The following is a 25,850-nucleotide window of genomic DNA, read 5'->3' on the forward strand; positions in this document are numbered from 1 at the left end:
ATATAAGCAATAGGCTGCAGTCTGTTGCTTATATTACGGAACTCTAATGTATCGAATAAAAATACATAGGTACATAAAAAGAAGTTACTGCAAACTTAAGGCGGTAACTTCTTTTTATTTCACTATTTACCCTTCTGTCTTTCCAGTCATGTTCACACCGATTACACCACCGAACAATGCTGCAAGTATAAATCCGGCATGATGGATGGACTGTTCCAGAGAAAATCCCTGCTGATATCCTAAATATTGCACCAGGAATGTAAACAGGGTAAAACCTAACCCAGTAACGCCTCCGATTATCCATCCCTTTGCTTTACCTTTGGCACCAGCTACAGATCCCCCAATAAATAATGAAATTAGTCCAATAACCAGAGCCACCCATGTTAGTGTAGATTCATTAAACGTTGTAAAACGAAGCAAAAAAGCTAAAACAACACTTGCGATAAGAATTAAACCAAGTACAACGATCCATCCATACAGCAATGCAATGAATTGATTTCTCTTCATGAAATTCCCCCTCCATGATTGTCCATTTACACTAATTCTATTCATACAAAATATATTTAGACGAAAATATTTTAATTTTTTCCACATATATTTTTTATAGGATAAGCTTTTTTCGAAAGTGGGTGTGAAATGGATGTCATTCTTGCAACAACCATATTTGCAGTAAGCTATTTTTTTATCATGACCGACCGTTTGAATCGTGCAGCAGTTTCGCTGTCAGGGGGAGTTTTATTGCTGCTGACGGGTATTTACTCCACCCAGGAAGTTTTTATGAACTATATTGATTGGAATACGATTGCATTACTGTTTTCTATGATGGTGCTGATTTCCATAACTGAAAAGACGGGGCTTTTCGCTTATATAGCTGTGAAATTTGCTCAGCGTGTCAACGGTTCATCGATACCTCTATTGATTGGAGCATGTATACTTACAGCGGTTGGCTCGGCATTACTCGACAACGTTACCACTGTTCTAATATTTGTCCCGATTATGCTTAAAATTACAAAGCTGTTGAATCTGCCGGCATTTCCATACCTGATAGCAATTATTTTTAGTTCCAATATCGGCGGAGCTGCTACATTGATTGGAGACCCGCCTAATATTATGATTGGCCAGGCTGTAGAACATCTGACGTTTATGTCTTTTCTTGTTCATTTGGCTCCATTGGCACTGCTGATATTTTTTGTAATGGTGCTGCTGATTTGGGCCGTTTTTCGAAAACAGCTGCAAAAGATTGAACCAAATACAGAAGGATTGCTCAAAATTGATGCATCCTCTTATTTAAAAAAGTCACCAATGCTTTATAAGTCAATTACTGTATTATTGATGACCATCACCGGATTTGTTTTACATGCATTTGTAAATATAGAATTAACCATCGTAGCATTAACAGGAGCAATATTACTATTACTGCTAACAGAGAATGAACTTGACACGGAGCATGTTTTTGAAAAAGTGGAGTGGGTTACTTTGTTTTTCTTTATTGGTCTCTTTACATTAGTTGGTGGTTTACAGGAGGTTGGAATTATTGATGAATTGGCAAGAGCTATTGTTCTTGCCACAGATGGCGACTATGCTACAACTGCAATACTAATATTATGGGTATCCGGCATTTTCTCCGGTATAGTGGATAATATTCCTTTTGTTGCAGCAATGATACCGGTAGTTCAGGAATTTGAAAGCTATGGGATTGTACACCTGGATCCTATCTGGTGGTCACTTGCCTTAGGTGCGTGTCTCGGGGGAAATGCAACGCTGGTAGGAGCATCAGCCAATGTAGTGGTAGCAGGATTGGCTGAAGGAGAAAACCAAAAAATATCATTTCTTCGATTTATGCTGTATGGTATTCCAATTGTGCTTATTTCCCTGATTATTTCAACTGTTTATATTTATTTCCGCTATTTATTGCCATATGTTGGACAGGCGATATAAAAAGGTCAATCTCTTTTATTAAAAGAGACTGACCTTTTTTAAATCCATTTTTGTATAATAGGAATCTGTTTTAATTCTTCTTTTGATATAAATCGCAGCAGGAAAAGAAATAGTATATAGACTATAGTTAAAACAAGCAGTAAAAGCATAAACAGGATGATATTCTGGTCCGTTGAATCATAGATGTTTTTCAGAAACCTTCCGGTGCTCCATGTGAGAAGAAGAAGTACAATCATTTTACTTATATCTTTAACAGGAACCCAAAATTTAATAGCTTTCCTAAGTGCTGCAAGATGAAGAAGAGTTACCAGTACAACACCGACAGACATGGCAATTGCAACACCCATGATTCCAAAATTCGGATTTGATGCAAGCATAATCAGGACTGCGAATTTGACTGCAGAACCTATTAAACTATTCCACATGGCGGGCTTGGCCAAATCAAGTGCCTGTAATGCTGCTTGTAATGGTGCCTGAATATAAAGTAAAATAAAAAAGGGTGCCATCAAAATTAAATATTTACTTGCGTCTGCCGTTCCATACATATAAGTCAATATTGGTATGGAAAAAAGTGATAGTACAATTGTCGCTATCGCTCCAGAAGCAAATGACAGACGAATAGATTGGTGGATCCGGTAATGTATTAAATTTTTATTGGAATTTGCTTCAGCTTCCGATATGGAAGGGACTAATGCTACCGATAGTGACTGTGTAATAAAAGTTGGCAAAAACAATAGCGGCAATACAAATCCGGTCAGTTCCCCATATTGTTTTGTTGCTAACGTACTGGAAATGCCTGCAATTGCTAAACTGTTAGCCACCAGTATTGGCTCCAGAAAGTAGGAAAATGAACCAATCAGTCTGCTCCCTGTGCTAGGAAGTGCAATAGAGAATAATTCTCTAAGTGTATCCCTGCTCGATTTTAAATAGGCAAAAAACTTTGTGCGCAGCTTTATTTTCTTTTTTCTTTTAAATATATATATCATATATAATAATGATATGAATTCACCGAGTATCACACTGAACATAGCGCCTGCAGCAGCAAATTCCACTCCGTATGGGAGCAGCAGTTTAACAAATAATGCTACACATGTAATCCGGACAATTTGTTCAATCACCTGTGAGTAGCTTTGTGGTTTCATGTTTTGTTTGCCCTGGAAATAACCTCTGAGCACAGATGAAATAGCTACAATGGGAACAATCGGACTAATGGCTAGCAGCGGTAATAGTGTTCTGTCATCTGTTAATAATGAAGTAGCAATATATGGTGCTGCTGCTATCATTCCGGTTGTGAAAAACACACTTGAGATTGCAGTGACAATCAATGACACTACCAGGATTTTTTTAACCTTTTGCTGGTCGTTTCTTGCCTCTGCTTCTGCAACCCGTTTGGAAATAGCTACAGGCAAACCAAGCTGTGTTAATGCGATAACTAAAAAAAGAGTGGGAAGGGCCATCATATATAAGCCAATTCCTTCTTCACCCATTAGTCTAGCAACCACTAATCGGTTGATAAAGCCAAGAAATCGGGTAATCATACCAGCCAGAATCAGTATCAACGTCCCCTGCAAAAAAGTTTGTTTGGACATTATCGACAACCTGCCTTCTCAAAAATTAAAATTTCATATACAATGATATATATGCTTGTGAGTGGGCCAAGCATGACAAACGATATTTTAACTCCGAAGACAGGAGGAAATAACTTGGAAATTGTACATACAGTAAATGAATGGAAACCGATGATTTATCCTGCCCTGGTAAGCAAAATGGAAGAATTTAAATTAATGGGCTACTCAAAGACAACGACTGAAGACATTTGGAATTGTCTTACTCAAAAAGTCTGGAAGGGTGATCCGGACAAACGTTTATATGAAGTTGTACAAGATGTTTTCCATCTTGGTTCAACCGTATATATGAGCTATTTGACTGTAAAAGCATATCAGGATGATGATTTGATGGCTTCCATAGCTGCCGTAACAGGTGGAAATATGGAGGAAGTATAGGTGTAGTACATAATGTAGTACCCCGGGTTGATATTAAGGGAGGCAATTTTAATTATGAAAAACAGAGGCAAAATCGTTGCCTTTTTTCTAATCGTAGTATTATTTGCAGCAACGATTGGAACAACGGTTACAGGTATCGCAAAGGATATAAATTTAGGACTTGATCTTCAGGGCGGATTTGAAGTTTTGTATGAAGTTGAACCAGTTGATGAGAATCAGGATGTAACAAGAAATTTAATGGAAGGTACCGTACAAACATTAAATGATCGTGTCAACCGGCTTGGTATCAGTGAAGCTAATATTGATATCGAAGGAGAAGATAGAATACGGGTACAGCTGGCAGGTGTCGAGAACCAGGCTGAAGCGCGCGAAATGCTGGCTACATCAGCAAGACTTTCTTTTCGTGATGTTAATGATAATGAATTATTGAATGGATCCGATGTGAAAGAGGGCAGTGCAAAACAGGACTTTGATCCAAACTCGAATGCACCGATTGTAACACTGCAGCTGAAGGATGCTTCTAAATTCGGTGATGTTACTACCGAGATCAGTCAAATGGGGCCGCCAAATAATCTGCTTGTTATTTGGATGGATTATCAGGAAGGTGATTCTTTTGAGGAAGAATCAACAAAAGAAGATCCAAAGTATATTTCAGCTCCACGCGTTCGAGAGCCAATAAATAGCACTAATGTAATGATAGAAGGTAATTTTACCGTTGAATCTGCTAAACAGCTTGCTGATATTATTAATTCCGGTTCTTTGCCTGTAAATATGACAGAATTGTATTCTAATTCAGTAGGTGCACAGTTTGGTGAAAAGGCGTTGAATCAAACAGTGTTTGCTGGTTTTATCGGGATTGGACTCATCTTCCTGTATATGCTAGCATTTTACCGTTTTCCGGGAATGGTGGCAGCCGTTAATCTAAGTATTTATATCTACTTGATTTTACTTGTGTTTGAATTGATGAATGGTGTTCTAACACTGCCAGGTATAGCTGCATTAATTTTAGGTGTCGGTATGGCTGTGGATGCGAATGTTATTACATTTGAGCGGATAAAAGAGGAAATAAGAGCTGGAAAATCAGTCATGGCAGCATTTAAAGCAGGTTCCAAAAACTCGCTGACCACGATTATTGATGCCAATATAACTACATTACTTGCTGCAACGGTACTATTTATCTTTGGAACAAGCTCGGTAAAAGGATTTGCAACGATGCTGATTGTCAGTATATTAGTTAGTTTTATTACAGCGGTATTTGGTACGAGATTATTGCTTGGCCTGTGGGTGAAAAGCCGAGTTTTAAACAATCGAAAAACATGGTTTGGTGTTAAGAAAGATGACATAAGAGATATAGCTGCAAAAGAAGAGGAACCAAAATTATTTAATCGTAATGTTAATTTTGTGCAGCATCGCAAAAAATTCTTTATCATCACTGCAATCCTTGTAGTGCTTGGTGGAGCCGCACTGGCAATATTAAAATTAAATCCAGGTATTGATTTTACAGCAGGATCGCGAATAGAGATTGCGAGTGACAGCAGTTTAACCACCGAGGAAATTAATAATGGGCTGGATGAACTTGACCTGGAAGCTAAATCACTTGTGCTTTCAGGAAATAATAATGAAATTGCAGTGACTAGATTTGAAACAGTTTTGTCTGAAGATAAAGTAGCGGAAGTGCAATCCTATTTCAATGAAAAATATGGAATTCAGCCCACAGTCAGTGTGATTTCTCCAATTGTTGGAGAAGAACTTGTTAAAAATGCAATCTTTGCAATTGGTATTGCTGCAATTGGAATGATTATTTATGTAACGATCCGATTTGAATTTTTCTTTGGTATAACCGCGATTATCGCATTACTGCATGATGCGTTTATTATGCTGGCGATATTCAGTATAACCAGAATTGAATTTGATATAAATATCGTTGCAGCAATTTTGACGATTATCGGGTATTCCATAAATAATACAATTGTTGTGTTTGACCGGATCAGAGAGGATATCCGCAAGCGCAAGAAACGGGTTAAATCATTTAAAGAGCTTGCCAAAATAGTAAATGGCAGTCTTGTAAACACATTTACAAGAAGTATGAATACAACGATAACAACAATGGTTGCTGTACTGGCATTTCTATTTCTAGGTGCACAGGCAATCACAGGATTTGCCATTGCTCTTGCAGTTGGTATGATAGCTGGGACATATTCTTCCTTATTGCTGGCTTCCCAGATCTGGCTGGTATGGCGTGGCAAAATGATTAAAAAGAGACCGGTAGACTTTACAAAGAAAAAACGAGTAGAAGGTCCGCAAGTATAATCAAACCTTATTTCAATAATCCCTGTCACTTATAAGTGGCAGGGATTTTGCTTAAAAAAGCTAAGAAAAGGGTAATTTATAAATGAAAACATTAATTGGAAGGGAGCATTCCCGATGAAAGCTCAAACGTATGTTATTTTAGCAATTCTATTTGTTATCATTGTAGCAGTTTTTGCAGTTACCAATGTGGAACCAGTTGAAGTAAATTATTTATTCTGGAGTGGAAAATCTCCGCTTATTCTAATCATCCTGTTTTCTGTTCTGATGGGTGGTATTATTACAGCAGCATCCGGTATGGTAAAAATGTACAAGATGCAGAAAGAATTAAAGATGTATAAAAATGAAAATAATGAAATGAGAAAGATACTAAAGAAAAATGGATTAAAATTAAAAGAAAATTTATCTGATACACGAAATAAAAAAGTAACTGCTGGCACTTCAAACAAGAAAAAGAAATAATCTTCCAATTGCTACCCTTGACTCTCTTTAGTATAATTGATTAGTCAGGGGTGAGTTTATGTTACATAGTAAATCGAATTGGAAATATACTGCGCTACAGGATACAACGGACCAGTGGATGGACGACAATATGGATATGTCACAAGTAGTTAAAGATCTATTACTCCAAAGAGGAATTACTACGAGTGATGCAGCTGCTCAATTTTTATCACCTGATTTAAAAATGCTGCATAGCCCATCAGGACTGGATTCCATAGAAATAGCGTCTGAGCGTGTACATAAAGCAATTGAAAATGGTGAAAAAGTTCTTATTTTTGGTGATTACGATGCGGATGGTGTAAGTTCAACAACTGTCATGTTAAAAGCATTACAGGAGCTTGGAGCTGACTGTGATTTTTACATACCGAACAGGTTTACAGAAGGTTACGGGCCAAATGAAGGGGCATTCAGACAAGCTTATGAGGAAGGATATCGTTTAATAATAACGGTTGATAATGGAATTGCTGCAGTTAATGAAGCAAATATAGCGAAGCAGCTAGGCATTGACTTAATTATAACCGACCACCATGAGGTACAGGAAACCTTGCCGGATGCCTATGCTATTATACATCCGAAATGCTCTCCAAACTATTTATTTCAGGAGCTTGCGGGAGTAGGTGTTGCTTTAAAATTTGCTGAAAACCTCTTGGGTTATTTTCCAGAACATTTACTAGAATTTGCAGCAATTGGCACTATTGCAGACTTAGTGCCTTTAATTAGCGAAAATAGAATATTGGCATATTACGGACTCAATAAACTAACCATTTCCAAAAATCCTGGTATCAGGGCATTAAAACAAGTTTGCAGGATTGAAGGAAATGTAACCGAAGAAGATGTGGGTTTTTTAATTGGACCTAGAATTAATGCAGTTGGCAGACTTCAGGATGCAGACTTAGCAGTACAGCTTTTGATGACAGAGGATTTCGAGGAAGCAAAAGCTATAGCAGAAGAAATAAATCATTTAAATCAGGAGAGGCAGCAGATTGTGAGCAGTATTGTAAAGGAAGCTGAAAAGATGGTCGACCCTGAAGCCGGGGATGGAGTCCTAATTGTTGCAAAAGAGGGATGGAATGAAGGAGTCCTTGGGATTGTAGCCTCGAAGCTTGTACGAAAGTACGACCGTCCAGCAATCGTTTTAGCAATAAAACCTGAAGTCTCTGAAGTGAAAGGCTCTGCACGGAGCATACCAGCATTTGATCTATTTACAAACTGTATGAAAGTCAGAGAACTTTTTACCCATTTTGGCGGACATTCACAGGCTGCCGGGATGACATTTCCGCTGGAAAACATGAATTTGATTAGAACAGAGCTTAATCAGATTATAAAAGCACAATTGACTGAGGATGATTTTAAACAAGTGATTGAAGTGAGCAATACAATAGAAGTTAGTAATGTTAATGAATCACTTGTAAATGAAATTAACAGACTTGCACCATTTGGAATGAAAAATCCAAAGCCTGTATTCCAAATAAAACATATTCCTTCAGATGCAAGACAAATAGGAAGCAGCCATAATCACTTAAAGCTTCAATTTAAAGAGGAAAATGCTTTGCTTGAGGGAATTGGTTTTGGAATGGGAGAATTATTCTCGAAATTATCTCCGCATACACCTGTAACTGTCGTGGGAGAATTAGGAATTAATGAATGGAATGGGAATAGAAAAGCACAAATTGTCATGCAGGATATGAAGGTTGAAGAATGGCAGCTATTTGATTATAGAGGCAAAAAAAACCAGGATATTTCCCAGCTTCTCCATGACAGTGGAAAAAATGCAGTTTTAGTTAATAATATAATCGAGTTGCCGGAAGAGGCTGATCAGTTTACATATGATACAGATATAAATTCCTTAGGTAAAAGAGATGTATTATTTATTTACGATCTGCCGCCTGATCTTTCCAGGTTAAAGGAAATCGTAACTGCTGCAAAGCCGGATAATATTTATGCATGTTATTATGTTGAAGACAGTCTTTATTTAAAAGCTTTTCCATCCAGACAAGAATTTAAATGGTTTTATGCTCTTGTATTAAAAAAGAAAGTGCTTGATTTGAAAACAGAAATGTCAATGATTATGCAGATGAAAGGCTGGGACAAAGATCGAATTATCTTTATATCGAAGGTGTTTTTTGAATTAGGATTTGTTAAAATAGATAATGGAGTCATTCATGTAATATCAAAACCAGCGAAAAAAGATTTACAGGAATCTGACGTTTATCAAGAACGATTAAATAAAGCACATATTGAAAAAGTATTATATTACTCAACCTATGATGAATTAAAGAAGTGGTTCACCAATCAGATGGAATATTTGGCGGAACCCGAGGAGGAACTGACCTATGGATTATAAGGAATATGTTAAGATAGTAGAAGATTGGCCAAAAGAAGGAATTAAATTTAAGGATATAACTCCACTTATGGATAATGGGAAAGCATACAAATCTGCAATTGATGAGATTGTGTCATATGCGAAGGAAAAACAAGTGGATATCATCGTAGGTCCTGAGGCAAGAGGTTTTATTATTGGATGTCCTGTTTCGTATGCCTTGGAGATTGGCTTTGCACCTGTACGAAAAGAGGGGAAATTACCAAGAGAGGTAATAAAGGTCGAATACGGGCTGGAATATGGCAGCAATGTACTTACAATTCATAAAGATGCGATTAAGCCAGGGCAGCGTGTGTTAATTACAGACGATCTGCTTGCAACTGGAGGCACCATTGAGGCAACCATCAAACTTGTTGAGGAACTCGGTGGAATTGTTGTGGGGTGTGCATTCATCATTGAACTGAGCTATCTTGATGGAATGGATAAGCTCAAAGGCTATGATGTATTAAGGCTAATGTCCTACTAAGCAGCATATTAGAAGGGTCTGATTGAGTTTCGGAAGTACTCGTCAGACCTATTATTATATATAATAATACTTAGCTTTCCATAATTAATGGACACATCTTGTCGAAAAGCATATAATTAAAATTATTTACTATATTATCAAACATCTTCGAATCAGCGAATAAAGGTGATTATATATGGCAAAAGACGATATTATAACAATTGAAGATATTATAGAAAAGGCAAGCAAGTATCTTTCAGAAGAAGATACTGCTTTTATTCGTCATGCTTATGAGTTTGCGAAAAATGCACATGCTGAACAATTCCGAAAATCAGGTGAGCCTTATATTATTCACCCTGTTCAGGTTGCTGGCATACTTGTCGATCTGGAAATGGACCCGGAAACGATTGCCGGGGGATTTTTACATGATGTCGTTGAAGATACAGATATTACGCTTGAGAAAATAGAAGAGGCATTCAACCATGAAGTGGCAATGCTTGTTGATGGGGTTACTAAGCTGGGTAAAATAAAATATAAATCAAAAGAAGCATTACAAGCCGAAAACCACCGGAAAATGTTTGTTGCAATGGCCAAGGATATCCGGGTTATTCTAATAAAATTGGCAGACAGACTGCATAATATGCGCACATTGAAACATTTGCCACCACAAAAACAACGGAGAATTTCAAATGAAACACTGGAAATTTTCGCACCACTGGCCCACCGTTTGGGAATATCAACGATTAAATGGGAATTGGAAGATACAGCATTACGCTATTTAAATCCACAGCAATATTATCGTATTGTTCAGCTTATGAAGCAGAAAAGGAACCAGCGTGAAACATACATTCAGGAAGTAATGGATGAGGTTTCCAATCAGGTAAAGCAAGTTAACATTGAAGCTGAGCTATCCGGCCGTCCCAAGCATTTGTACAGCATTTATCGGAAGATGGTTAAGCAAAACAAACAGTTTAATGAAATCTATGATTTACTTGCTGTCCGAATACTTGTAGATAGCATAAAAGATTGCTATGCCGTGCTGGGAATTATTCATACATGCTGGAAGCCAATGCCTGGACGCTTTAAAGATTATATCGCGATGCCTAAACCAAATCTGTACCAATCATTGCATACGACTGTAATCGGTCCTAAAGGTGATCCGCTGGAGGTTCAGATTCGAACGAAGGAAATGCATGAGATTGCCGAATATGGAATTGCTGCACATTGGGCATATAAAGAAGGCAAGCAGGTGAGCAGCAATAAAAAGTCATTTGAAGAGAAGCTTACCTGGTTTAGAGAAATTTTAGAATGGCAAAACGATACACATGATGCTGAAGAATTTATGGAATCACTGAAGGTTGATTTATTCTCTGACATGGTTTATGTGTTTACACCAAAAGGGGATGTAATCGAACTGCCTTCTGGTTCGATTCCACTGGATTTTGCTTATAAGATTCACACAGAAATAGGCAATAAAACTATTGGAGCCAAAATAAATGGGAAAATGGAGCCTCTTGACTATAAATTAAAGAATGGGGATATTATTGAGGTAATGACCTCCAAGCATTCCTATGGCCCATCTCAGGACTGGCTGAAAATAACCCAAACATCACAGGCAAAAAATAAAATAAGACAATTCTTTAAAAAACAGCGCAGAGATGAAAATATTGCAAAAGGAAAAGAAGCAATTGATAAGGAAATAAGGGCTTTATCTATCGAACCTAAAGAAGTGTTGACAAATGAAAACCTGCAGCGTGTGCATGAAAAATTCAACTTTATGAATGATGATGATATGTATGCAGCTGTTGGTTATCAGGGAATAACTGCAGCACTGATAGCCACTCGTCTGACAGATAAGATACGTGCAGAAAGACAGAAGGAAAAGGAACTTTCCGAAACACTTGAAGAAGTTAAAACAGAAGTCAAACCAAGAAGACCGCAAAAAGGTGATTCCGGCGTAAGAGTTGAAGGTGTCGATAATCTTCTGGTCCGTCTCTCCAAATGCTGTAATCCGGTTCCTGGAGATAAGATTCTCGGCTATATAACTAAAGGCCGAGGTGTTTCAGTCCATCGTGCAGATTGTCCAAATGTTCAAACAGAGGAAGCGAAACAGCGATATCTCCATGTAGAGTGGGAAGAGAACCAAACAGAACAAAAACAATATCATGTTGATCTTGAAATATCCGGTTATGACCGGCGGGGTCTGTTAAATGAAGTATTGCAGGCAGTAAATGAAACAAAAACAAACATTACACATGTTAATGGGCGCTCAGATCGAAATAAAATGGCAATCATTCAAATAACAATCCTTATCCATAATACCAGCCATTTGCGGAGAATTGTTGAAAGAATCAAGCAAATAAAAGACGTATATACAGTAACAAGGACATTGCAATAAGGAAACTCCTTTTTTGGCAGTTAAGAAACTATAACTACTTTCTTACTGCATAAGTGCATAAGGAACACTTCGAAGCATTGGCATCGCAGACGAATAGTACTTTTCGTTGAACAAAGGCACTCACCCAACCTTTAGTGAATGCCAAGATTTCTAACAATTGAAGTAAAGGGGTACCTGTTATATGAAAGCAGTTATACAGCGGGCAAAAAACGCCAGTGTTACAGCAGGAGAAGAAATTACAGGCCAGATAGCTGATGGATTTGTAGTCCTATTAGGCGTAACATATGAGGATACTCTAGAAGATGTCAAGTATCTGGTAAATAAAATAGTTAACTTACGGGTTTTTGAAGATGAAAATGAGAAAATGAATTTATCATTAATTGATGTCGGTGGAAGTATCTTATCAATATCACAGTTTACATTGTATGGTGATACAAGAAAGGGAAGACGGCCAAATTTCCTGAATGCAGCAAAGCCCTATCAGGCAAATGAGCTGTATGAATCCTTCAATCAGATGATTCGCGAACAAGATATTACTGTTGAAACAGGAAAGTTTGGTGCTATGATGGAAGTCCAATTTACAAATATAGGACCAGTTACTTTAATTTTGGACAGTAAGGAAAAATAACCAAGGGATGGGAGATTGCCATCCCTTGGTTATTCATTAGCAAAATATTTACCAAGTCCATTAATAATTCCTGATACAATTTTCTTCTGATATGCACTGGTTTGCAGGAGTGCCTCTTTTTCCTGATTGGAAATAAATCCTAATTCCAGCAACACGGAAGGCTTAAAGGCTTGTCTGATAACTAGATAGTCACCATGTGTTTTCCCTCGGTTTTCCGCATCTGTTTCTTTCACAATTTCTTTTTGAATATAATTAGCTAATTGCTCATATTGCTCATGATAGTAATAAGTTTCTATCCCGTTTACATTTGCAAGTTGCGGGACACTATTATAGTGAATGCTGATGAAGGCATCCGTATCCATAATATTTGCAAAGCTTACTCTGCTGCCAAGAGAAATGAATTCATCCTCGGGTCTTGTTAAAAGCACCTCTGCTCCAAGTATGGTAAGCTCTTTGGCTAATTCCTCTGCTGTAAGATAAGCGATATCTTTTTCATAGGAACCTTTTGCACCGATTGCTCCGACATCACGTCCGCCGTGTCCCGCATCAATAACAATCGTTTTATTCTTAAATCCGGTAGTTGAAGAGGTCTTATCCTCTCCTAAAAGGTTTTTGTTAATAAAACCTGTAGCTTCATCATTTTCAACCTCAAACCAATCACCCTGTTCGGAAATGACGTTAAACACAGCTCCCTTTTCGGCAAAATGAATAATGTCGCTGTCAACAGCTGGATTGCTGCGAATGTGCGTATTTTCATATTGGATCGTAATGGTATCAGCAGACGGGCTCTCATTATTGGATTCAGTACGAACTGATATGTACTCTGTAGTAACCCACCCCGTATTATTATTGAATTGAATTTCTACCCACTCATCCTGCTCTCCGACGATTTGATATACTTCATCTGTATTTGCCTGGCCGATCTGTTCATAGTCCAAGCCTGGACCATTTCGTATATTCAGGTTATCCACGTTTATAATTGCTTCATCTGCGTGAATGTGTTCAGTAAATAAAAATACACTGAAAAACATGATGAAAAATAAGGCAGTTTTCTTAACCTGCAAGTAAAGTTCCTCCTCTGCAAATTTCTGATTTCTATTTAATAAGTATAATAAAAACTTCTCTTAAAGGCAAAGCTATTAAAATCAAAGGAGGAGTAAATGATGCGTTTTAGTGAAAAACAATGGAATTCAGCAACTAAGAAAGATATATATGGTGTCAATTTCCATAACTTTTTGGAAATGGAAGGGGATTCAAATCATATGGAAATTGCAGAGGAATTGGGGATTTCCGTTGGAGAGGTTAAAATGTTAAAGAAAAAAATTAATCGTGCTTGACAATATTGCATGCAAAGCTTAATATAAATTCATTCAAGTTTATAAGAACATTCTCTATAAATAAATTGAAAGTCCGGTGAAGGAAAAAGTAATTAGCAACCAATTGGAAAGAGAGAAAATGCCACTGGCTGAAAGCATTTTTACAAATAGGGCTAATGAAAGACATTCCTGAGGATTTATATCGAAATAAAGTAGGTATAAACGTTTTGCAGGCGTTAACTGTGAAGAGCGGATGTTATTTTACATCAACTAGGGTGGCAACGCGGGTTAACTCTCGTCCCTTATATATTATAAGGGATGAGGGTTTTTTTGTATTTAAAATTAAGGGGGTTTTATTCAAATGAATATGAAAGCACCACGTGGTACGGTTGATATTTTACCGGGTGAAGCGAAGAAATGGCAGTTTGTAGAAAATAAAATTAAACATGTTTGTGACAGGTTTCATTTTGAAGAAATTCGTACACCAATGTTTGAACATACTGAGTTATTCCAGCGTGGAGTCGGGGATTCCACCGATATTGTTCAAAAAGAAATGTACACCTTTGAGGATCGCGGGGGCAGAAGTTTAACCCTAAGACCTGAAGGAACTGCCTCAGTTACCAGAGCCTTTGTTGAGAATAAATTATATGGTGACCCAAGTCAGCCTGTGAAATTATATTATTTTGGTCAAATGTTTCGCTATGAACGCCCGCAAAAAGGCAGAATGCGGCAATTAAATCAATTCGGAGTAGAAGTTCTCGGAAGTGCAGACCCTGCTGTAGACGCAGAAGTAATTGATTTGGCCATGAGCTGTTATCAGGAAATGGGATTAAAATCATTGAAACTAGTTATAAACTCCTTAGGTGATAAGGAAAGCAGAACAAATCATCGTGAAGCTTTAGTGGAACATTTTAAACCACATAAGGAAGAATTGTGCGCTGACTGTCAGCTGAGACTGACGCAAAATCCATTGCGGATATTGGATTGTAAAAAAGATCGCGACCATCCAGCAATGAAAACTGCTCCTTCTGTCCTGGAATATTTAAATGAAGAATCGAGAGACTATTTTGATCAGGTAAAAAATTATTTAGATTCTATGGGGATCAGCTATGAGATAGATCCTAATCTTGTTCGCGGGCTCGATTATTATAACCACACTGCTTTTGAAATAATGAGTGAAGCTAAAGGTTTTGGCGCCATCACTACTTTGGCAGGTGGCGGCAGATATAATGGCCTAGTGGAAGAACTGGGCGGACCAGCTACACCGGGCATTGGATTTGGAATGGGACTTGAGCGTTTTCTGATGGCACTTGAAGCTGAAAATGTAGATTTTTCTATTGATGAAAAATTAGATTGCTATTTGGTTGCTGTCGGAGAAAAGGCCGAAAAGGAAGCAGTGCGTCTAGTGCATGAACTGCGGAAAAATGGGGTCCAAACAGATAAAGATTATCAGGATCGTAAAATGAAGGCTCAATTTAAAGCGGCAGATCGATACAAAGCCAAATATGTACTTATTTTAGGTGAGGATGAATTGGAGAATCAGGTTATTACTGTAAAAGAAATGGAAACAGGGAAACAAGAAGAACTTCCATTGAATCGTCTAATTGACACCTTGAAAGAAAAGCTTCCGGGAGGTAGAGAAGAATGAACGAACGTGTATTAGCTGGAGAAATCCGGGAAAAGAATATTGACCAGAAAGTATTACTGAAAGGCTGGGTACAAAAACGACGAGATTTAGGTGGATTAATTTTCATTGACCTTAGGGACAGGTCTGGAGTTGTTCAGGTTGTTTTCAATCCCGATTATTCTCAGGATGCATTGGAAATTGCCGAATTGGTTCGAAGTGAATATGTAATTGAAGTAAAAGGTGCTGTTGTCAGAAGGGATGAATCTACAGTTAACCATCTGATGGAAACAGGTATGATTGAAGTATTTGCTTCAGATTTGAAGATCCTGAATAAATCGAAAACACCTCCTTTTGCTATTAAAGATAAAACGGACGTATCAGAAGATTTGCGTCTTAAATATCGTTATATAGATTTACGAAGAAGTCCAATGCAGGAGACATTTAAATTACGTCATCAAACTACGCAATCAGTAAGAAACTTTTTAAATGATAATGGGTTTTTAGAAATGGAAACACCAATTCTGACAAAAAGCACACCAGAAGGAGCCAGGGATTACCTGGTACCAAGCCGTGTACATTCAGGTGAATTCTATGCCTTGCCACAATCACCGCAGTTATTCAAACAATTGATTATGATGAGTGGTTTTGAGAAGTATTATCAAATTGCAAGGTGTTTCCGTGACGAAGATTTACGTGCTGACCGTCAACCGGAATTTACACAAATTGATATTGAGACTTCATTCATGTCAAGTGATGAAATTATGGAAATGACAGAACAAATGATGAAAAAAATAATGAAAGATATTAAAGGTATCGATATTTCATTGCCGCTGATGAGAATGCCATATGATGAAGCAATGCAGCGTTTTGGATCAGATAAACCGGATACAAGATTTGACATGGAATTAATACATGTTTCAGATGTCCTTGAAAATTCAGCTTTCAAAGTATTTCAAGGTGCAATTTCCTCGGGAGGAAAGGTATGTTTACTAAATGTGAAGGGACAAGCAGCCAATTATTCACGAAAAGATTTAGATAAACTGACTGATTTTGTTAAGGTTTATGATGCAAAAGGACTGGCATGGCTGAAGGCTGAAGGAAATGAATTAAAAGGTCCGATTGCCAAATTTTTGACTGAGGAAGAAATAATGGGTCTTGTTGACCGTGCCGATGCAAGTGATGGAGATCTATTATTATTTGTTTCCGATAAGACTTCTATTGTATATGACAGTCTGGGGGCACTTCGTCTTAAGTTAGGCAAAGAGCTGAATTTGATTGATGAGTCAAAGTTTAACTTCCTATGGATAACCGATTGGCCATTATTGGAATATGATGAGGACCTTGGCAGATATTTTGCAGCACATCATCCATTTACTTCACCAGTGGAGGAGGATTTGGACAAGTTAACAATTGATCCAGCAAATGTCCGGGCAAATGCATATGACCTCGTATTAAACGGTTATGAATTAGGAGGCGGCTCTCTGCGTATTTATAAAAAGGAATTGCAGGATCAAATGTTTAAAGTGCTTGGCTTTTCCGAAGAGGAAGCAAATGAGCAATTTGGCTTCCTGCTTGAAGCATTGGAGTATGGTGCACCTCCGCATGGCGGAGTTGCCCTGGGATTAGACCGGATTATAATGCTTCTATCCGGAAGAACAAATTTGCGGGATACAATTCTCTTCCCAAAAACAGCTTCCGCTTCAGATTTATTAACAGATGCACCAAATGAAGTAAGTGAAGCACAATTAATTGAGCTTGCTATTCAGCTGAATGAAAAAAATAACTAGATATTTTAACTGTTGGTAAATTGTAATAAATGTAATGAATAATTTATATTTGTAAATATTGAAAATATATAAAGTCTGTGTTAAGATAAATTTACAAACAAATCATTAATCCTGATGTGTTCGTCTATTAAAAGTGTTTTGACCGAACAACTGTATACTTGGGAGCTTGAATGGGTTTTTATGTTGCGTGCAAGCCTCAGCTTGCTTGAGGAAGCATAACATACATAAAACAAAGCACCCACCTGCCTGGAGCGGGATCAAAACTTAAAATTAGACGGCATAATTGGGATTAATAGATACATAAAAAATGGACCTGGATGATTATCCAGGTCCATTTTGTTTTAAACTAATGATTTTAACTCCAGTTAACTCTTGAACAAAAACTGCCAAGTCCTGTGGAGCGCAATACTAACGTCGCTTTACGGGGTTCCCGCGCTTATGTTCGTACTAAAATATTTAGTTCGATCCTTGAATTAACTGCTGCAGGTTTCCGTTTTTATCCATTCGAAATGCAGGTGCAGACATGGAGCCCTGATCATCAAGTACAGTCATTTTCCTGGCTCTGTCCATAATCTGAATGAATGCCTGGTAATCTTCCTGAATAGTAGAAAGCTGCTGTTCTGTTTGTGACAGCTGTTTTTCCAGTGTTTCAACTTTTTCTTTTAAATCAAGATTATCTTTTTGCACTAGCTCTAGTGATGCTTTTGATTGATTGGAGGCATGATAATCTTTTTTCATATCCTTCAAAAATCGGATAACCATATCCATTGTAATAGCTGGTTCATTCACCTCGGCTTCAGGCAGGCTAAACGCTTCATTAGTTTCATATTGTTCAGCATTCTGCGGCAGGGATATAACCGGTTTTCTAATTTTTTGCAGATTTCCAGCCATCGCACGTTTCTTCTCTTTACGTTGTCTCTTTGCAAGATCAATAGCATTATCATACTTGGTTCGAACCTCTGCATTCCAGCGGAAACCGCATGCTGCAGATGTCCGGTTTAATTTATCACCGACTTCGTCAAAAGCATTTAATTGTGTGCTTCCTTCTCTGATATGACGCAAAACGGTTTCTGCCAATAACAAGTCATCCTCATGTGACCAAGCATCTTGTCTAACTTTCACCATAATTCTTCAACTCCTTTTTCGGGTAACATTAGAAAACTTGGCTTATCGCCAAGTCTTTATGGCGAAAGCCTTAGTTGTACTTATACTGATTTCCTAAAAAAACTATCCTATTTTATCAGTAAAATACACTAGATTTCCATATTTATAATTATTGTTACCTTAAGAAAAAGGATTTATACCTGCTTGTTTTTCTCCTTCTGAATTTTTTCGTAAACTTGTTTAATAGCTTGTTCAAATTTCCCTGAATTCTTTGGATTGTAATAGTGTTTATTTTTTATAGAATCCGGAAGATATTGCTGGTTAACCCAGGCGCCATCATAATTATGCGGATATTTGTATTCATTTCCTCTGCCTAATTTACTGGCACCTTGATAATGGGAATCCTTCAAATGCTTAGGAATTTCACCGCTTTTTCCGCTTCGTATATCTGAAAGGGCTGCGTCAAGAGCTTTATATGCTGTATTTGATTTTGGTGATAAGGCTAGTTCAACAATAGCAACAGACAGTGGAATACGTGCCTCTGGGAAACCGAGACGTTCTGCTGCCTGTACTGCTGCTACAGCATGCGGACCTGCTTGTGGGTTAGCAAGACCTATGTCCTCATATGCTATTACAATCATTCTTCGGGCAATACTGTCCAAATCTCCCGCTTCAATTAATCTACCTAAATAGTGCAGTGCAGCATCGACATCACTTCCGCGAATTGATTTTTGAAAGGCTGATAGAACATCATAATGTGCGTCTCCGCCTTTGTCGTGCGAAAAGCTTTTCTTCTGCATACATTCTTCGGCTATTTCAAGTGTAATAATAATTTCTTCTTCCTCATTTTTGGGTGTGGAAGAAACGGCTAATTCAAGTCCGTTCAAGGCGGATCTCATATCACCGTTCGCACTGGCAGCCAGATGTTCAGAGGCATCTTCTGTAAGTTTAATAGCTTCTTTTCCAAGACCATTTGTTTCGTCGTCCAATGCTCTATCCAAAGCAGTTTTTACATTATCTGCAGTTAACGGATGAAGCTCAAACAGATGACATCTGCTTCGAATAGCTGGATTTATCGAATGATAGGGGTTGCTGGTTGTACAGCCAATAAGTGTTACGAGATTGCTTTCAAGATGGGGTAGCAGAAAATCCTGTTTTGCTTTGTCCAATCGATGAACTTCATCTAAAATAAGCACAGTCTGTCCCATCATTTTAGCTTCTTCTACAACGATTTCCATATCCTTTTTTTTATCAGCTACTGCATTTAGTGTTTTCACAGGAATACCAACCGTTTTCGCTAATGCAACTGCCATTGAAGTCTTGCCTGTGCCCGGAGGACCAAATAATATCATGGAAGCCAGACGCTCTGCGCGAACCATTCTATTTAAAATCTTGCCCTCTGCAACAAGATGTTCCTGACCTATTATTTGAAAAATATTATCCGGTCTCATTCGATATGCAAGTGGTTTTTGTTTCATTTTAATCGTCCTTTTGTTAAAATAAGTGATTGTTTACTTTAGTTTAAATATAATACGGATAAAATGCATGACACACACCATTCATGCTATAATACCATGTATTAATGTATGAATGATAATGATATAACTGATTGTAATTACAATAGAGGTGTACTGAATGAAGATTTCAACCAAAGGAAGATATGGTTTAACAATAATGATAGCATTGGCAAAAAAGCAGGGGGATGGCCCGACTTCACTAAAATCAATTGCGCGTGATAATGATCTGTCTGAACATTATTTGGAGCAGCTGGCTTCTCCTTTAAGGAATGCGGGGCTCATTAAAAGCATTCGCGGTGCATATGGCGGCTATGTTTTAGCCAGGGAAGCAACGGAAATAACTGCGGGGGATATCATAAGGGTACTTGAAGGTCCAATTACTCCGGTGGAAGGCATTGAGGATGAAGAACCGGCCAAGCAGGCATTATGGATGCGAATTCGAGACGCTGTAAAGGATGTACTCGATACGACAACACTCGATGATTTATCACATCATAATGATGACGAACCTCGTGATGCGTATATGTTTTATATTTAAAGACGATGTTCAAAAAGGACAGAAAGGAATAGGATTGGCATGGAGCAAATCTATATGGATCATGCGGCAACTGCACCTATGGACAAGCGGGTTATTGAAGCGATGTATCCAGTATATAACGAAGTATTCGGAAATCCGTCAAGTGTCCATTCGTTTGGCAGAAAAGCCAGACAGCAATTGGACGAGGCAAGACGGGTTATGGCAAAAAGCATCAACGCAAATGAAAAAGAAATTATATTTACCAGTGGTGGAACGGAAGCAGATAATCTGGCGCTTATAGGCACTGCTTTGGCAAATCGTGAAAAAGGCAACCATATTATAACAACAAGCCAGGAGCATCATGCCACACTTCATACTGCTGAGGAACTTGAAAAACAAGGATTCAAAGTAACTTACCTCCCTGTTTATGAAAATGGAAAAATTTCTGCAGATGACCTTGGTAGTGCATTAACGGATGAAACAATTCTCGTTTCAGTAATGTATGTAAATAATGAGACTGGAATGATTCAGCCAATTAAAGAGATTGGTGTAATCTTAAAGGAACATCAGGCATATTTTCACACAGATGCCGTTCAAGCCTTTGGTTTATTGGATATCAATGTTAAGGACATGGGGATAGATCTGCTAAGTGTTTCATCCCATAAGATTAATGGACCCAAAGGTATTGGGTTCCTGTATGCTTCGGAAAACGTGAAGTTGAATGCATTGCAATTTGGCGGGGAACAGGAACGTAAACGCCGTGCTGGCACAGAAAATGTTGCAGGAATTGCCGGTTTTAAAACAGCGGTGGAATTAGCAATGTCGGAAAAGAATAAACGCAGCGAATTATATCAGGGTTTTAAGATGAAGTTTTTAGAGGAATTAGAAAAAAACAAAATTGATTTTGAAGTTAATGGAGACTTAGAGTCAGGAATTCCATCAATTGTTAACATAAGCTTTCCGGGGACTAATGTGGAAAAACTTCTTACTAATTTTGATTTAAGCGGAATAGCTGCATCCAGCGGCAGTGCTTGTACAGCTGGTTCTGTAGAGCCTTCACATGTATTAACGGCGATGTTTGGAGAAAATAATGAATGTACCCAGAACTCGATTCGCTTCAGTTTTGGTATATTTAATACAATTGAAAATGTAACAGAAGCGGCTAACAGAGTTGCAAAAATTATAAAACGATTAACATCGTAAAGGAAAGTGAGTCATATGAAAAGCAATAAAGATATACGAGTAGTAATTGGAATGAGCGGCGGTGTTGATTCATCTGTAGCTGCATTGTTACTGAAAGAACAGGGCTATGATGTAGTCGGCATTTTTATGAAAAATTGGGATGACACAGATGAATTTGGAGTATGCACAGCTACCGAGGATTTTGATGATGTTGTCCGTGTATGCAATCAAATAGATATTCCATACTATGCAGTCAATTTTGAAAAACAGTATTGGGATAAGGTTTTCACTTATTTTCTGGATGAATATAAAGCAGGAAGAACTCCTAACCCTGATGTAATGTGCAATAAGGAAATAAAATTTAAAGCATTTCTTGATCATGCGGTCTCTCTTGGTGCAGATTATTTAGCTACAGGGCATTATGCACAGGTACGAAATAACAATGGGCGCTATGAAATGCTGCGAGGTGTGGATGATAATAAGGATCAGACGTATTTCCTGAATCAATTGACAGAAGATGTGCTTGAAAAAGTTATGTTTCCGTTAGGTCATATGCCAAAATCTGAGGTAAGGGAAATTGCCAAGGAGCATGGCCTTGTTACTGCAACAAAAAAAGACAGTACAGGAATTTGCTTTATTGGCGAACGTAATTTCAAAGAGTTTTTAAGCGAATACCTTCCGGCTCAGCCTGGTGAAATGACAACATTGGATGGTGTTGTTAAGGGCAAGCATGATGGATTAATGTATTATACCCTTGGACAACGTCAGGGTCTGGGAATCGGTGGAGCCGGTGATCCATGGTTTGTTGTCGGAAAAAATGTAAAAGAAAATATTCTGTATGTAGAGCAAGGTTATTCAAATGATTATCTGTATTCAGATGGCCTTATAGCATCAGATGTTAACTGGATTCATCCCGATACTGTTGAGAGAACATTTAACTGTACGGCAAAATTCCGCTATCGTCAAAAAGACAGCAATGTCACAGTTACTTTAATTGAGGATGGTAATGTAAAAGTGGATTTTGCAGAAGAAGAGAGGGCAATTACGCCAGGACAAGCAGTTGTGTTTTATGATGGCGATGTGTGCCTCGGCGGCGGTACGATTGATGAAATAGTTAAAGATAACCAGAAGCTTAAATATGTTGGATAAAGCTTTAGAAGTTAGGAGTACTCAGATGGATAAAAATACGAAAGCTATTAATTTAATGAAAGATAATCAATTTGAGAAAGCAGCAGCACTATTTTCTGAAGTAATTGAAGAAGAGCCAAATAATCCTTTGGGTTTTATAAATTTTGGGAACCTGTTGCTTCATGTTAAAGATTATACACGAGCACAGCGATTTTACGAAAGAGCAGTTGAAATTGATCCATATGCAGCAACTGCATATTACGGATTAGGCAATCTTTATTTTGAAGAATCAATTTATCCAAAAGCGCAGGAGAACTACCAAAAAGCTATTGAACTGGGTCTGGAAGAAGGCGATGTTTATTATATGCTTGGAATGACACTGCAGGAACAGGAGCAGTATAAACTTTCTTTGCCATATTTACTTCGTGCTTCAGAACTGGATCAGGATGATGAGGAAATTCTTTTCCAATACGGTCTTTCACTTGCACAGAGTGACCATATTACAGACGCAAAATCTACATTTGAAAAAGTTTTGGAAATAAATTCAGAGCATAGTGATGCCCATTATAATTTGGGTGTCATTGCGCTGTTTAATGATGATTCAAAAACAGCATTGCACTATTTTAAAGAGGCATTGCGCATACAGCCGGATCATCATTTGGCTGCAAATGGCAAGCAGAATATTGAAAGATTAGGAAACAATATCGAAGAGTAAGATAGCGAGGTTGTTAATGATGGAGATGGAGCAGCAATCTAATAATAATCGAAAATATATCAAGGGTGAGCTTCTTTATACGATTTTTCACAATGAAGCCGAACATTTTTCGATTGCTAAAATTAAAATCATTGAAACAAATGAAGATTTTAAGGAAAAAGAGATTGTCGCTAAAGGCTATTTTTCCAACCTCCAGGAACAAACAACCTACTGTTTTTATGGGGATTTTGAAAAACATGCCAAATTCGGATTGCAATATAAAGTTGATTCTTACCAGACCTTTATTCCAGATAGTAAGGATGGTATTATAGCATATTTGTCCAGTGATTTGTTTTATGGTGTTGGAAAAAAAACAGCTTCCCGGATTGTCAAACAATTGGGTGAAAGTGCCATCTCCAAAATTCTCAGGCAACCGGATGTCTTAAATGAAGTTCCCGGAATAAAGAAGGAGACGGCAGAAACACTTTCAAGAACCTTGCAGGAAAATCAGGGGTTTGAGCATATTGTCGTCAATTTATCCAAATATGGAATTGGACTGAAAATGGCTCAGAAAGTATATCAGGAATATAAAGATGAAGCTATTGATGTTTTGGAAGAGGATCCCTACCAATATGTTTTCGATATCGAAGGGTTTGGATTTAATACAGCTGATGAGATAGCCAGACAAAACGGCCTCTCTTTAACACACCCTAATCGTATTGGTGCGGGGTGTATTTATGTTCTGCAAAAAAGTATTCAGGATGGAAATGTATTTCTGCCATTGGAATCATGTGTTTATCTGGTAATGAATTTATTATCCAATGAGTCCATATCTGAAACTATAATTACAGACAGATTAGAAGAATTAAACACGGATAAATCTATTATTATCCAAAATGGGAATGTTTATATTCCTTCACTCTATTATGCGGAGGACGGGTTTGCCGCACATGTAAAAAGAATAATTTCGAAACCGATTGAGCATGAAACAACCCTTGCAGAATTGATGAGAATCATCGGTGACATTGAAGAAACAGAAGTTTTAAGCTATGGCAAAGAGCAATTTAATGCGATTAATCAGGCATTGCATTCCAAGGCAATGATTGTGACAGGCGGGCCGGGCACTGGGAAAACGACGGTTGTAAAAGGAATTCTAAAAGCATATGCAGAGATTCATGGTGTCTCGCTGGATCTGAAAGATTATGACAATAAATCTGATTTTCCATTTATTTTAACTGCACCGACAGGTAGGGCTGCAAAACGATTAAATGAATCTACCGGTCTGCCAGCTGTTACTATCCATAGACTTTTAGGATGGGATGGAAGAGAGGGCTTTGAAAAAAATCAAAATGAACCTCTCATAGGAAAATACTTAATTGTGGATGAGTTTTCAATGGTAGACATTTGGCTTGCAAACAGTCTGTTCAAGGCAATACCTGATGATATGCAGGTTTTAATTGTCGGGGATGAGGATCAGCTGCCTTCTGTTGGTCCGGGACAGGTATTATCTGATTTGCTAAGCAGTGAATTAATTCCATGTGTGAGCCTGAATGAAGTATATCGCCAAAAAGAAGGATCAAAGATTATCCACCTCGCCCATGACATTAAAAATGGTACATGCACAAAGGAAAAACTGCAAAATGATAGGGATTTTAGTTTCATTGCCTGTCATGAATATCAAATGATTGATGTTATTTTAGAAATTTTTAAGAAGGCGGAAAATAAAGGTATTGATTTAAAGGAGATTCAGGTTCTTGCACCGATGTATCGGAGTCAGGCAGGGATTACAATGATAAATAAACAGCTTCAGCAGCTGATCAACCCCAAATCCTCCAGAAAGCGAGAAGTAAAAGTGAGTGATTCGGTGTTCAGGATTGGCGATAAAGTTCTGCAGCTTGTTAATCAGCCGGAAGACGGGGTTTATAATGGTGATATTGGAGAAGTAGCTGCCATCTTTGAGGAAGATGAAAATACGGAGAATGTGGAACAACTGGTTATCCTTTTTGATGGGAAAGAAGTGGTGTATGAGCGAAAAGATTATGTGAATATTACACTCGCATACTGTGTATCGATTCACAAATCACAAGGAAGCGAGTTTCCAATTGTAATTCTTCCTGTCGTTTCAGCATACAACCGTATGCTTAGAAAAAATCTATTGTATACCGCGATTACGAGGAGCAAGGAGTCTTTAATAATATGCGGTGAAATAAATGCCTTTCTTAAAGGAGTACAAACGGTTGATACAAACAGACGTTTTACTTCCTTAAAGGAACAGCTTATTGAAAGATTGAAAGATCTGCCAAGGAAAGAAACAGATGAAGAAACGGAGGAGAAGGAAATATCGCCGTATGATTTTATGTAGCGGAATGTATAAAATA

General features: G+C 37.8%; 21 protein-coding genes, 1 other RNA gene and 1 other annotated feature. Of the genes, 17 read left to right on the top strand and 5 right to left on the bottom strand.

Features of this window, described 5'->3' with window-relative positions:
* Positions 1-126: 126 nt before the first annotated feature.
* Positions 127-507, bottom strand: coding sequence for a TIGR04086 family membrane protein (locus CIL03_RS01530; protein ID WP_094883448.1), 381 nt, complete (start codon positions 505-507; stop codon positions 127-129).
* Positions 508-636: 129 nt separating this feature from the next.
* Between CIL03_RS01530 and CIL03_RS01535 the strand changes: the two genes are divergently transcribed.
* A complete protein-coding gene (locus tag CIL03_RS01535; RefSeq protein WP_094883449.1) occupies positions 637-1,938 on the top strand; it encodes an ArsB/NhaD family transporter in 1,302 nt (433 codons plus the stop codon).
* A 38-nt stretch (positions 1,939-1,976) separates the two neighbouring features.
* On the opposite strand, the gene spoVB is transcribed toward CIL03_RS01535, so the two are convergent.
* Complete coding sequence (gene spoVB, locus CIL03_RS01540; RefSeq protein ID WP_094883450.1) at positions 1,977-3,527, bottom strand: stage V sporulation protein B; 1,551 nt, start codon at positions 3,525-3,527, stop codon at positions 1,977-1,979.
* A gap of 114 nt (positions 3,528-3,641) precedes the next feature.
* Between spoVB and CIL03_RS01545 the strand changes: the two genes are divergently transcribed.
* From CIL03_RS01545 to dtd, 7 genes are all read left to right on the top strand, one after another.
* Positions 3,642-3,941, top strand: coding sequence for a post-transcriptional regulator (locus tag CIL03_RS01545; protein WP_094883451.1), 300 nt, complete (start codon positions 3,642-3,644; stop codon positions 3,939-3,941).
* A gap of 54 nt (positions 3,942-3,995) precedes the next feature.
* Positions 3,996-6,251: a protein translocase subunit SecDF gene (gene secDF / locus CIL03_RS01550; RefSeq protein WP_094883452.1), complete on the top strand. Its 2,256-nt coding sequence runs from the start codon at positions 3,996-3,998 to the stop codon at positions 6,249-6,251.
* A gap of 114 nt (positions 6,252-6,365) precedes the next feature.
* On the top strand, positions 6,366-6,710 hold the full coding sequence (locus CIL03_RS01555; protein ID WP_094883453.1) for a LapA family protein: 345 nt from the start codon (positions 6,366-6,368) through the stop codon (positions 6,708-6,710).
* Between the two features lie 58 nt (positions 6,711-6,768).
* On the top strand, positions 6,769-9,093 hold the full coding sequence (recJ, locus tag CIL03_RS01560; protein ID WP_094883454.1) for a single-stranded-DNA-specific exonuclease RecJ: 2,325 nt from the start codon (positions 6,769-6,771) through the stop codon (positions 9,091-9,093).
* Positions 9,083-9,595, top strand: coding sequence for an adenine phosphoribosyltransferase (locus tag CIL03_RS01565; RefSeq protein WP_094883455.1), 513 nt, complete (start codon positions 9,083-9,085; stop codon positions 9,593-9,595). Before recJ ends, CIL03_RS01565 begins: the two co-directional genes overlap by 11 nt.
* Before the next feature lie 175 nt (positions 9,596-9,770).
* Positions 9,771-11,972 (top strand): RelA/SpoT family protein, encoded by a 2,202-nt coding sequence (locus tag CIL03_RS01570; RefSeq protein WP_094883456.1) that lies wholly within the window; start codon positions 9,771-9,773, stop codon positions 11,970-11,972.
* Positions 11,973-12,153: 181 nt separating this feature from the next.
* The gene (dtd, locus tag CIL03_RS01575; protein WP_094883457.1) at positions 12,154-12,600 is read left to right on the top strand and encodes a D-aminoacyl-tRNA deacylase; all 447 of its coding nucleotides are present in this window, start codon (positions 12,154-12,156) and stop codon (positions 12,598-12,600) included.
* A gap of 29 nt (positions 12,601-12,629) precedes the next feature.
* Here dtd and CIL03_RS01580 read toward each other — a convergent pair whose 3' ends face one another.
* A complete protein-coding gene (locus CIL03_RS01580; RefSeq protein ID WP_094883458.1) occupies positions 12,630-13,664 on the bottom strand; it encodes an N-acetylmuramoyl-L-alanine amidase family protein in 1,035 nt (344 codons plus the stop codon).
* A gap of 96 nt (positions 13,665-13,760) precedes the next feature.
* Between CIL03_RS01580 and CIL03_RS19720 the strand changes: the two genes are divergently transcribed.
* The 4 genes from CIL03_RS19720 (at position 13,761) to ssrS (ending at position 17,624) form a co-directional block, all read left to right on the top strand.
* Complete coding sequence (locus tag CIL03_RS19720; protein WP_165767867.1) at positions 13,761-13,937, top strand: hypothetical protein; 177 nt, start codon at positions 13,761-13,763, stop codon at positions 13,935-13,937.
* 67 nt (positions 13,938-14,004) lie between these two features.
* Positions 14,005-14,222, top strand: a binding site (T-box leader).
* A gap of 55 nt (positions 14,223-14,277) precedes the next feature.
* Positions 14,278-15,564: a histidine--tRNA ligase gene (gene hisS, locus CIL03_RS01585; RefSeq protein ID WP_094883459.1), complete on the top strand. Its 1,287-nt coding sequence runs from the start codon at positions 14,278-14,280 to the stop codon at positions 15,562-15,564.
* Positions 15,561-17,330, top strand: coding sequence for an aspartate--tRNA ligase (gene aspS / locus CIL03_RS01590; protein WP_094883460.1), 1,770 nt, complete (start codon positions 15,561-15,563; stop codon positions 17,328-17,330). Before hisS ends, aspS begins: the two co-directional genes overlap by 4 nt.
* Before the next feature lie 105 nt (positions 17,331-17,435).
* A non-coding RNA gene (gene ssrS, locus CIL03_RS01595) (6S RNA) lies at positions 17,436-17,624 on the top strand.
* A gap of 162 nt (positions 17,625-17,786) precedes the next feature.
* Here ssrS and CIL03_RS01600 read toward each other — a convergent pair.
* Positions 17,787-18,455, bottom strand: a complete 669-nt coding sequence (locus tag CIL03_RS01600) for an RsfA family transcriptional regulator (RefSeq protein ID WP_094883461.1) — start codon at positions 18,453-18,455, stop codon at positions 17,787-17,789.
* A 173-nt stretch (positions 18,456-18,628) separates the two neighbouring features.
* Positions 18,629-19,912 carry a replication-associated recombination protein A gene (locus CIL03_RS01605; RefSeq protein ID WP_094883462.1) on the bottom strand — a complete coding sequence of 428 codons (1,284 nt, stop codon included), beginning with the start codon at positions 19,910-19,912 and terminating at the stop codon, positions 18,629-18,631.
* A gap of 157 nt (positions 19,913-20,069) precedes the next feature.
* Here CIL03_RS01605 and cymR point away from each other — a divergent pair, with 157 nt between their 5' ends.
* Genes cymR through recD2 form a run of 5 tightly spaced genes read left to right on the top strand, consistent with a single transcriptional unit; the run spans position 20,070 to position 25,834 of the window.
* Entirely contained in the window at positions 20,070-20,489 is a 420-nt protein-coding gene (gene cymR / locus CIL03_RS01610; RefSeq protein ID WP_094883463.1) for a cysteine metabolism transcriptional regulator CymR, read from the top strand.
* A 39-nt stretch (positions 20,490-20,528) separates the two neighbouring features.
* On the top strand, positions 20,529-21,671 hold the full coding sequence (locus tag CIL03_RS01615) for a cysteine desulfurase family protein (protein WP_094883464.1): 1,143 nt from the start codon (positions 20,529-20,531) through the stop codon (positions 21,669-21,671).
* Between the two features lie 15 nt (positions 21,672-21,686).
* Positions 21,687-22,799: a tRNA 2-thiouridine(34) synthase MnmA gene (gene mnmA / locus CIL03_RS01620; RefSeq protein WP_094883465.1), complete on the top strand. Its 1,113-nt coding sequence runs from the start codon at positions 21,687-21,689 to the stop codon at positions 22,797-22,799.
* A gap of 25 nt (positions 22,800-22,824) precedes the next feature.
* The gene (locus CIL03_RS01625) at positions 22,825-23,493 is read left to right on the top strand and encodes a tetratricopeptide repeat protein (protein ID WP_094883466.1); all 669 of its coding nucleotides are present in this window, start codon (positions 22,825-22,827) and stop codon (positions 23,491-23,493) included.
* A 19-nt stretch (positions 23,494-23,512) separates the two neighbouring features.
* Positions 23,513-25,834, top strand: coding sequence for an SF1B family DNA helicase RecD2 (gene recD2, locus CIL03_RS01630; RefSeq protein ID WP_094883467.1), 2,322 nt, complete (start codon positions 23,513-23,515; stop codon positions 25,832-25,834).
* Positions 25,835-25,850: the final 16 nt, after the last annotated feature.

The organism is Virgibacillus indicus (assembly GCF_002266285.1).
In the GTDB taxonomy this organism is placed as follows: Bacteria; Bacillota; Bacilli; order Bacillales; family Amphibacillaceae; genus Virgibacillus_K; species Virgibacillus_K indicus.

Bases quoted from the DNA above. Each gene is read 5' to 3' on its own strand.
- cymR (WP_094883463.1), top strand. From the start codon at position 20,070: ATGAAGATTTCAACCAAAGGAAGATATGGTTTAACAATAATGATAGCA.
- CIL03_RS01570 (WP_094883456.1), top strand. From the start codon at position 9,771: ATGGCAAAAGACGATATTATAACAATTGAAGATATTATAGAAAAGGCA.
- secDF (WP_094883452.1), top strand. From the start codon at position 3,996: ATGAAAAACAGAGGCAAAATCGTTGCCTTTTTTCTAATCGTAGTATTA.
- CIL03_RS01535 (WP_094883449.1), top strand. From the start codon at position 637: ATGGATGTCATTCTTGCAACAACCATATTTGCAGTAAGCTATTTTTTT.
- CIL03_RS01530 (WP_094883448.1), bottom strand. From the start codon at position 507: ATGAAGAGAAATCAATTCATTGCATTGCTGTATGGATGGATCGTTGTA.
- CIL03_RS19720 (WP_165767867.1), top strand. From the start codon at position 13,761: ATGATGCGTTTTAGTGAAAAACAATGGAATTCAGCAACTAAGAAAGAT.
- recD2 (WP_094883467.1), top strand. From the start codon at position 23,513: ATGGAGATGGAGCAGCAATCTAATAATAATCGAAAATATATCAAGGGT.
- dtd (WP_094883457.1), top strand. From the start codon at position 12,154: ATGAAAGCAGTTATACAGCGGGCAAAAAACGCCAGTGTTACAGCAGGA.
- CIL03_RS01600 (WP_094883461.1), bottom strand. From the start codon at position 18,455: ATGGTGAAAGTTAGACAAGATGCTTGGTCACATGAGGATGACTTGTTA.
- mnmA (WP_094883465.1), top strand. From the start codon at position 21,687: ATGAAAAGCAATAAAGATATACGAGTAGTAATTGGAATGAGCGGCGGT.
- CIL03_RS01605 (WP_094883462.1), bottom strand. From the start codon at position 19,912: ATGAAACAAAAACCACTTGCATATCGAATGAGACCGGATAATATTTTT.
- CIL03_RS01615 (WP_094883464.1), top strand. From the start codon at position 20,529: ATGGAGCAAATCTATATGGATCATGCGGCAACTGCACCTATGGACAAG.
- CIL03_RS01625 (WP_094883466.1), top strand. From the start codon at position 22,825: ATGGATAAAAATACGAAAGCTATTAATTTAATGAAAGATAATCAATTT.
- hisS (WP_094883459.1), top strand. From the start codon at position 14,278: ATGAATATGAAAGCACCACGTGGTACGGTTGATATTTTACCGGGTGAA.
- CIL03_RS01555 (WP_094883453.1), top strand. From the start codon at position 6,366: ATGAAAGCTCAAACGTATGTTATTTTAGCAATTCTATTTGTTATCATT.
- CIL03_RS01565 (WP_094883455.1), top strand. From the start codon at position 9,083: ATGGATTATAAGGAATATGTTAAGATAGTAGAAGATTGGCCAAAAGAA.
- aspS (WP_094883460.1), top strand. From the start codon at position 15,561: ATGAACGAACGTGTATTAGCTGGAGAAATCCGGGAAAAGAATATTGAC.
- spoVB (WP_094883450.1), bottom strand. From the start codon at position 3,527: ATGTCCAAACAAACTTTTTTGCAGGGGACGTTGATACTGATTCTGGCT.
- recJ (WP_094883454.1), top strand. From the start codon at position 6,769: ATGTTACATAGTAAATCGAATTGGAAATATACTGCGCTACAGGATACA.